Origin of the sequence: Meridianimarinicoccus roseus, assembly GCF_003172915.1 — a bacterium.
GTDB lineage: Bacteria > Pseudomonadota > Alphaproteobacteria > Rhodobacterales > Rhodobacteraceae > Meridianimarinicoccus > Meridianimarinicoccus roseus.
Window position 1 is genome coordinate 1 of the sequence record NZ_QGKU01000043.1, and the last position, 4,767, is coordinate 4,767.

4 protein-coding genes are annotated in these 4,767 nt (G+C 62.0%); 2 read left to right on the forward strand and 2 right to left on the reverse strand.

Translation table 11 applies throughout. The features are described 5' to 3' along the window. Window positions 1-595: IS5 family transposase (locus DKT77_RS13840; RefSeq protein ID WP_109812284.1), on the forward strand; the 595-nt coding region annotated here is incomplete at its 5' end. Window positions 596-670: 75 nt separating this feature from the next. On the opposite strand, the gene DKT77_RS13845 is transcribed toward DKT77_RS13840, so the two are convergent. Beyond that, window positions 671-1,306 (reverse strand): TetR/AcrR family transcriptional regulator, encoded by a 636-nt coding sequence (locus tag DKT77_RS13845; RefSeq protein ID WP_109812285.1) that lies wholly within the window; start codon window positions 1,304-1,306, stop codon window positions 671-673. Between the two features lie 115 nt (window positions 1,307-1,421). On the opposite strand from DKT77_RS13845, the gene DKT77_RS13850 reads away from it, so the two are divergent. Next, on the forward strand, window positions 1,422-3,467 hold the full coding sequence (locus tag DKT77_RS13850) for an NADH:flavin oxidoreductase (protein ID WP_109812286.1): 2,046 nt from the start codon (window positions 1,422-1,424) through the stop codon (window positions 3,465-3,467). 120 nt (window positions 3,468-3,587) lie between these two features. On the opposite strand, the gene DKT77_RS13855 is transcribed toward DKT77_RS13850, so the two are convergent. Then, window positions 3,588-4,690, reverse strand: a protein-coding gene (locus DKT77_RS13855) for an IS3 family transposase (protein ID WP_109810157.1) whose coding sequence is annotated in 2 segments (ribosomal slippage) — window positions 3,588-4,429 and window positions 4,429-4,690 — 1,104 coding nt in all. Because the reading frame shifts where the segments join, the coding sequence is not laid out codon by codon here. Between the last annotated feature and the right edge of the window lie 77 nt (window positions 4,691-4,767).

Below are 4,767 nucleotides of genomic sequence, written 5' to 3' on the forward strand. Positions count from 1 at the left end.
CGGGCCGTTGAACCTGCTCGTGGACAGCACCGGGATCAAGTTCCTGGGCGATGGCGAATGGCAGGCCCGCAAGCACGGGGTGCAGGGCCGCCGCCAATGGCGCAAGGTCCATCTGGCGATGGACCCGGCGACATCCGACATCCGCGCCGCGGAATTCACCCCAAGCCGCGACGGCGACAGCCCCGTGCTGCCGGACCTGCTGGGCCAGATCCCGGCAGGTGAGCAGATCGGCACCGTGACCGCCGACGGCGCCTACGACACACGCCGCTGCCACAAGGCCATCGTCGACCGGCAGGGCACCGCGATCATCCCGATCCGCAGGAACGGCCGCCTGTGGAAAGACGACTGCCCGGCGGCACGCGTCAGAAACGAGACATTGCGCGCCACACGGCACTACGGTCGGGGGTTCTGGAAACGCTGGACGGGATACCACGCCCGAAGCCGCATCGAGGCGAAGATGCGCTGCCTGAAATCCTTCGGCGAGCGCATCATGGCACGAGACCCGGACCGCCAGACCGCCGAAATCCACATCCGCCTCGCAATCATTAACCGCTTCAACGCTCTCGGCACCGCCGAGATCGTCCGCGTGGCCTGAGTTTAGTGGGGCAAGGGGCAGTCACGCCTCAGGCGCGAGTTGCGCAACAACGCCGGCGCGGGTCGAAAGTGGAATTCAACCGGCCTCGTGACGCGCATTGAACCGGGCGATTTCGCGTTCTGTTGGCGGCTGTCCCGTGAACGTCATGACGTAATCAGGCACTCGGGCCAGTCGTTCGCCCATGGCTTCGCGCACGTGCATTGAGATGTAGCCGATCTGCGTAAGATAGACGGTTCGCGCCCGAACATCCGCCTCGCCGGGGGCAAACCCGAACCGTTCGAACATGCTGCGGATGGCGCTCAGTCGAGAGGCGTCGGCGGCGCGGACGCGGGCAGCAACTTTGTCCGACTGATGTGCCCAGCCACGCACTGCAAGGTCCAGCCGGGTCTCGAACGGCCCGCCCTCCATGAATACCCCGATCAGATTGAGCACCGCTTCCGCGATGGTTTCGGCATAATCCTCCGTCGCGCGTACAAGGCTCCCGGTATTGGTCGCTTCCCAATCCGCCAAGATGGCGTCCAGCAGCGCGGCGCGATCCGGAAAGAACCAGTAGAAACTGGTGCGTGACAATTTCAGCTGGGTGGCCAGCGGCTGGATCTTCACAGCGTCAAGCCCGGACGTAACGAAAGCCTCGCGCGCCGCTTCAAGCCAGACTTCGCGCGACCCGCGCCATCCCCCTGTTTTTTCGTTCTTTTCGGTCTTCGTCTGCATGTTGACACCCTAAAGCCTCGCGTCGATTTCAGCAAGAAAATCATCACCGATGAACATTAAATTGACAGCAGTGAACATTTCTGGAATCGTTCTGACAATGAAACGGAGCCAGCCCATGTCCAAAGATCCCTTGTTGCAGCCTTACCGGCTAAAGCACCTGACCCTGCGCAACCGTATCATGACCACCAGCCACGAACCGGCCTACCCGGAGGACGGGATGCCCAAAGAACGCTACGCCGCGTATCACGCGGAGCGCGCCAAGGCGGGTGTGGCGCTGGCAATGACGGCGGGGTCTGCGGCCGTGTCCAGGGACAGCCCCCCGGTGTTCAACAACATCCTCGCCTACAAGGATGAGGTGGTGCCGTGGATCCGCCAGTTGACCGATGCGTGCCACGATCACGGCTGCGCGGTGATGATCCAGCTGACCCATCTCGGCCGTCGCACCAGCTGGAACAAGGGGTCCTGGCTGCCGTCTGTCTCCTCCTCCAAGCATCGCGAACCGGCGCACCGGGCCTTCCCCAAGCGCGCCGAGGATTGGGATATCGAGCGTATCATCGCTGATTTCGCCGATGCCACCGAGCGCATGAAGGCAGGCGGCATGGACGGGATCGAATTGCAGGTTTACGGTCACCTGCTGGATCAGTTCTGGTCGCCATTGACCAATGATCTTGATGGTCCCTATGGCGGCAAGACGCTGGACACACGGATGCAACTGCTGATGGACGTGCTGGGCGGTATCCGCAACCGCGTCGGCGACGACTTCATCGTCGGCCTGCGCTACACGGCGGACGAGGCAGAGGCCGGGGGCATTACCGCGGAGGAAGGCATCGAAATTTCCAAACGGCTTGCGGATACTGGCATGGTGGATTTCCTCAACGTGGTGCGCGGGCGTATCCACACCGACCCGGCCATGACCGACCTGATCCCGATCCAGGGCATGAAGAACGCGCCGCATCTCGATTTCGCGGGCGAGGTCAAGAAGGCCACCGGCATGCCGACATTCCACGCTGCAAAGATCCCGGACGTGGCCACCGCGCGCCATGCGGTCGCAGCCGGACTTCTGGACATGGTTGGCATGACCCGTGCGCACATGGCCGACCCGCATATCGTTAAGAAGATCATGGAGGGGCGCGAAGACGACATCCGCCCCTGCGTCGGCGCGACCTACTGCCTAGACCGCATCTACCAGGCCGGTGACGCGCTGTGCATTCACAACGCCGCGACGGGCCGCGAATTGACCATGCCACATGCCATCGAAGCCGCGGCGAACCGCAAGAGGGTGGTGATCGTGGGCGCGGGTCCCGCGGGGCTCGAGGCGGCGCGGGTCGCTGCCGAACGCGGCCACGACGTGACTGTCTTTGAGGCGCAGCCCGATCCGGGCGGCCAGATCCGCCTGACAGCACGGAACCCGCGCCGCCGCGAGATGATCTCCATCATCGATTGGCGCATGGCGCAATGCGCCGCGCGCGATGTCGAGTTTCGCTTCAACAGCTGGGCCGAGGCAGACGATGTCACCGCGTTGAGCCCGGATGTGGTGATCGTCGCCACTGGCGGTCTGCCCAATGTCGAGCTGTTCGAAAGCGGCAAGGAACTGGACCTCGTCGTTACTGCATGGGACATCATCGCAGGCGACGTGAAGCCGGGCCAAAACGTTCTGATCTATGACGAAAGCGGCGATCACCCTGGTGTCATGGCCGCCGAAATTGCAGCCAACGCGGGCAGCACTGTCGAAGTTATGACCCCAGACCGAACAGTCGCGCCAGAGATAATGGCGATGAACCTCGTGCCGTACATGCGGGCGCTCCAGGACAAGGACGTGACCTTTACCGTCACCCGCCGCCTGCTGGACGTGCAGCGTGACGGCAATCGGCTCAAGGCCGTGATCGGCACGGACTACAGCGACCTGAGAACGGAATTTTCCTGTGATCAGGTGGTTGTGAACTACGGCACAATGCCGATGGATGATCTGTATTTCGAGCTGAAACCGATGTCGTCGAACGGGGGGGCGGTCGATTACGATGCGCTGATCGACGGGCGGTCGCAGGACGTCACTCGCAATCCTGACGGTGCCTTTGCACTCTATCGCATCGGCGATGCAGTCAGCGCGCGCAACACGCACGCCGCGATCTACGATGCCCTGAGGTTGATGAAGGATATCTGAAGCGCGCTTTTTTTGAAGCTGACCTGCCCCCCTTGGGTCCCTCGTTCATAACAAGAGTCTGCGGGTTTGTGCACTGCTCCCCGACCTTGGACCGCCGGAAGCTGGATTTTTCCGGCTGTCTCACGATGACGGGCTGGTGACGCCATCGGGATAATGCATGGCCATCGGGATGTTGTATCCGATCGCGCTGTGAGGTCGGTCTTCGTTGTAGTGTCTACGCCAATCTTCCAGCTTTTCGCGGGCGTCGGCAAGGCTCATGAACCAGTGCGCGTTCAGGCATTCCGCGCGGAGCTTCGAATTGAACGCCTCGATGAACCCGTTGTCGGTCGGTTTTCCCGGTCGCGAGAAGTCCAACGTGACGTCGTTGGCATAGGCCCAGAGGTCGAGGTCACGGGAGATGAACTCGCTGCCATTATCGACCCGAATGGTCTTCGGGTAGCCGATCTTGGCGCAGACCTTCTCCAGTGTTTGCACGACGTCTTCGCCGCGGTAGGCGAAGCGGGCATCAGCCGCTGGACAGAGCCGGGAATGGGTGTCCACCACGGTCAGGATGCGGAGCTTCTTGCCCATGGCGAGTTGGTCGTGAACGAAGTCCATCGCCCAGACATCGTTCGGGCCGACCGCTTCCTGGCGGTCCTCGCGCAGCTTCGCTTTCACCCGGCGTTTCGGGTGCTTGTTCCGCAGCTGAAGCCCCAATTCGTTGTAAATCCTGCGCGTCTTCTTCATGTTGATGATCCAACCTTCTCGCCGAAGCAAGACATGCACACGGCGATAGCCATACCGCACACGCGTCTCGCAGATCTCCCTGATCCGCCTTTCGACGGCAGCCTGATGCGTCCGCCGGGACTTGTAGTGGTAGCTGGACGTGTCAAGGCAGATGGCCCCACAGGCCTTCCGGATCGACACGCCCCAGTCGACGCACATCCCGGTCACGATCTCTCGCAGACGCCCAGGCTTCAGAGCTTTCGGCGGATCACGTCCTGCAACATCTCCCGATCGAGGGTCAGATCGGCGACGATCTTCTTCAGCCGTGTGTTCTCGTCCTCAAGCGCCTTCAGCCGGCGCATCTCGTCTGGCAGCAACCCGCCATATTTCTTCTTCCAATTGAAATAGGTCGCCTGGCTGATCCCCGCCTTGCGACAGATCTCCGCGACCGGCGTTCCCTGCTCCCCCTGCTTCAGGATGAACGCCTTCTGCGCCTCCGTGAACTTCGATGCCTTCATGCGTTTCCGCTCCTCTCCCAGCCAGGAAAGATTAGCCGAAAACTCCAGCTTCAAACGGTCCAGTTTTCAGGGGGCAG

Excerpts from the sequence above, each read along its gene's own strand:
- DKT77_RS13845 (WP_109812285.1), bottom strand. The coding sequence starts at position 1,306 with ATGCAGACGAAGACCGAAAAGAACGAAAAAACAGGGGGATGGCGCGGG.
- DKT77_RS13850 (WP_109812286.1), top strand. The coding sequence starts at position 1,422 with ATGTCCAAAGATCCCTTGTTGCAGCCTTACCGGCTAAAGCACCTGACC.